This window comes from Methylibium sp., assembly GCF_031393925.1.
In the GTDB taxonomy this organism is placed as follows: domain Bacteria; phylum Pseudomonadota; class Gammaproteobacteria; order Burkholderiales; family Burkholderiaceae_C; genus Methylibium.
The window spans coordinates 1-2,440 of sequence record NZ_JANMWL010000113.1 but is presented as its reverse complement, the minus strand read 5'-3'; the positions used below and the strand labels follow the sequence as shown (position 1 = coordinate 2,440).

At 68.9% G+C, this 2,440-nt stretch carries 3 protein-coding genes; 1 reads left to right on the top strand and 2 read right to left on the bottom strand.

Annotated features, from left to right (window positions below):
* Nucleotides 1-181: 181 nt before the first annotated feature.
* Together RMO12_RS06645 and RMO12_RS06640 are read right to left on the bottom strand one after the other, a co-directional pair.
* On the bottom strand, nt 182-1,540 hold the full coding sequence (locus RMO12_RS06645) for a tryptophan--tRNA ligase (protein WP_309638686.1): 1,359 nt from the start codon (nt 1,538-1,540) through the stop codon (nt 182-184).
* Nucleotides 1,537-2,211: a site-2 protease family protein gene (locus tag RMO12_RS06640; protein WP_309638685.1), complete on the bottom strand. Its 675-nt coding sequence runs from the start codon at nt 2,209-2,211 to the stop codon at nt 1,537-1,539. The genes RMO12_RS06645 and RMO12_RS06640 overlap by 4 nt, the downstream gene beginning before the upstream one ends.
* A 66-nt stretch (nt 2,212-2,277) precedes the next feature.
* Here RMO12_RS06640 and RMO12_RS06635 point away from each other — a divergent pair.
* A partial coding sequence (locus tag RMO12_RS06635) for a formyltransferase family protein (RefSeq protein WP_309638687.1) occupies nt 2,278-2,440 on the top strand: 163 nt, incomplete at its 3' end.

Genomic DNA, 2,440 nt, shown 5'->3' with positions numbered 1-2,440 from the left:
GAGGTGCGCGCCTTCGCGGCATTCAGCAGCGTCGGCAGCGAGACCAGCTCCTCGTTCTACGGGATCAACCTGCCGCAGGGCAAGGCCACTTCGCGCGGCGCCTTCAGCAGCCAGAACAAGGTGATCGACATCGCCATCCCGCTGAACCAGCTCTAAGCCACTTCGCCTTGGCCGCGCAGTCTCACTCCTGCGCGGCCAAGGCGGCCAGGGCCGCCTCGACGGCGGTGCGGTTCACGCCCTCGGCCAATTGCACGGGTGCCTCGGCGAGGGCCGCCGCGCCGTCCGTCTTCAGGCGCTTGACCCAGCCACCGGCCCCGCGCGCATCGGCCAGGCCGCTGCTTTGCAGCAGCAGGCTGCCGTCCGCCGCCACCAGTTTGAAGAAGAAGCGGCCGTCGGCTTCGCGGTACTGCTTGAACACCGGCAGCGCCACCTTGGCGGCGGGTTTATGCCCTAGGGCAGTGACTTCCCCAGAGGGCACGGACACGGTGACCGATCCGCCAGCACGACCAAGCGCCTGCGCCGCCGCGAGCATCGGCCGCAAGCCCACCGCACGGCGCAGCTCGGCAAGAAAGGGCTGCGCCACCGCGCGGGCCTTGCGCGCGCCGGCTTCGAGCACGTCTTCAATGCGCTCGGGGTGCGCCATCAGCTCGGCGTAGCGCGCGCGCATCGGGCCCACATGCCGCTCGACCAAGCCGACCAGGCGCTCCTTGGCGTCGCCCCAGCTCAGGCCGGCGCGCAGGTCGGCCCGCAACGCGGCGCGCTCCTCGTGGGTGGCGAACGCGTCGTGAATGATCACCAGCGAGGCGCCTTCGGGCTGCTTGGGCTCGCCCGGCACTTTGGAGTCGGTGACGATGCGTGCCACTGCGGCCTCGAGCGCGCGCGCGCCGCCCTCGAACAGCGGGATGGTGTTGTCGTAGCTCTTGGACATCTTTCGGCCATCGAGCCCCGGCAGCACGGCGACCGCTTCCTCCACCTCGGCCTCGGGCAACACGAACAAATTGCGGCCCTGGCCGAACAGGTGGTTGAAGCGCTGCGCAATGTCGCGCGCCATCTCGATGTGCTGGACCTGGTCGCGCCCCACCGGCACGCGGTGCGCGTTGAACAGCAAGATGTCCGCGGCCATCAGGATCGGGTAGCTGAACAGGCCCATCGAGATGCCGGCATCCGTCTCGTCGCCGGCCCCCTGGTTGGCGTCGGTCGCGGCCTTGTAGGCGTGGGCGCGGTTCATCAGGCCCTTGGCCGTGACGCAGGTCAGCAGCCAGGTTAGTGCGGGCGTCTCGGGGATGTCGCTCTGGCGGTAGAAGGCCACGCGCTGCGGGTCCAGGCCGCAGGCCAGCCAGGTGGCGGCGATCTCCAGGCGCGAACGCTCGATGCGGTCGGGGTCGGCGCACTTGATCAGCGCGTGGTAGTCGGCCAGGAAGAAAAAGCTCTGCGTGTTGGGCTCGCGGCTCGCCAGGATGGCCGGGCGGATCGCGCCGACATAGTTGCCCAGATGCGGCGTGCCGGTGGTGGTGATACCGGTGAGAACGCGAGACTTCATCGCAGGCTCATCACGGTGGCGAGGGTGGGCAGCGCAGCACCCATCAGGCCGAGCAAGGAACGCACGATCGGCAGCATCCACCACGTGCTCACCACGCCCGCGATCACCAGGCCCATGACGATGAAAAAGCCGTAAGGCTCGGTGCGCGCCAGCGGCAGCGCGAGCGTGCGCGGCAACAGGCCCACCAGCACGCGCCCGCCGTCCAGCGGTGGCAACGGCAGCAGGTTAAAGGCAAACATCACCAGATTGACCAGCACGCCGGCCTTGGCCATGAGCACGAAGAAAGGTTCGGCCTCGGCCTGCAGCGCGATGAAGGCCACGCCGAACAGCGCCCACGCCAGCGCCTGCAGCAAATTGGCCGCGGGCCCGGCAAAGGCCACCCACACCATGTCGCGCTTGGGGTGGCGCAGCCGCTTCCAATCGACCGGCACCGGCTTGGCATAACCAAACACGAAGGCGCCGCTGGTGGCGACGTAGAGCAAGATCGGCATGGCGATGGTGCCGATCGGGTCGATGTGGCGCAGCGGGTTGAGCGAGATGCGCCCGAGCTCGGCGGCGGTGTCGTCGCCGAAGTGGCGCGCCGCGTAGCCGTGCGCCGCCTCGTGGACGGTGATCGCAAACAGCACCGGCAATGCATAGACGAGCAGGGTGCGAATCAGGTCGTTTTCCATGGGTGGCGCATTCTAGGGGCGCCGCTTTTTAAGCGACCTTTGTGGCGACCTACACTGCGCCCCGGCATGAAGCGCATCGTCATCCTCATCTCGGGCCGCGGCTCCAACATGGAGGCGATCGTCGGTGCCTGCGCGCGCGAGCGCTGGGCGGCCGAAGTGGTGGCGGTGATCAGCAACCGGCCCGACGCGGGTGGCCTGGCTTTCGCCGCGCAGCGCGGCATCGCCACCG